This window comes from Acinetobacter uliginosus (assembly GCF_044130295.1).
Taxonomy (GTDB): domain Bacteria; phylum Pseudomonadota; class Gammaproteobacteria; order Pseudomonadales; family Moraxellaceae; genus Acinetobacter.
On sequence record NZ_JBIQOC010000165.1, the window covers coordinates 1 to 528 of the forward strand.

Genomic DNA, 528 nt, shown 5'->3' on the forward strand with positions numbered 1-528 from the left:
ATGGTTTGCTCAGTTGACACATCAGAAAGTCAGCTTCGTAACTCGGCTACGCCCAAAGACAGTTTATCAAGTTAAATCAAGCCGCAGCGTATTAGCGACTAAAGGCATTATTGCAGATGAATGTATTGAATTAAGCAGTGCGCATGCCAAGAAAAGAGGCGCACCTAAATTATTAAGACGTATAGAGTTTTATGATACAGATAAGAAAAGAACATTCGAATTTCTGAGCAACAACTTTCATCTGGCAGCATCCACCATTGCTGCAATTTATAAAGACCGCTGGAAGATTGAGTTATTCTTTAAAGCCATCAAGCAGAATTTAAAACTGAAGTCATTTCTAGGTCGAAGCCGCAATGCGATACAAACGCAAATATGGATTGCATTAATCGCCTATTTGCTGGTGAACTTCGCTAAACACATGGCACAAGAAGGATGGAGTGTTCAGCGTTTACTGCGAATTATTCAGGTCAATTTATTTGAAAGGAAACTTTTAAGGTCACTCTTTGTGCCTGATAAAAAATGGCGAAA

At 39.0% G+C, this 528-nt stretch carries 1 protein-coding gene; it reads left to right on the forward strand.

The genetic code is table 11. From position 1 onward, the window contains the following. On the forward strand, positions 1-528 hold a 528-nt coding region (locus ACE01T_RS17400), incomplete at both ends, for a transposase (protein WP_395519772.1).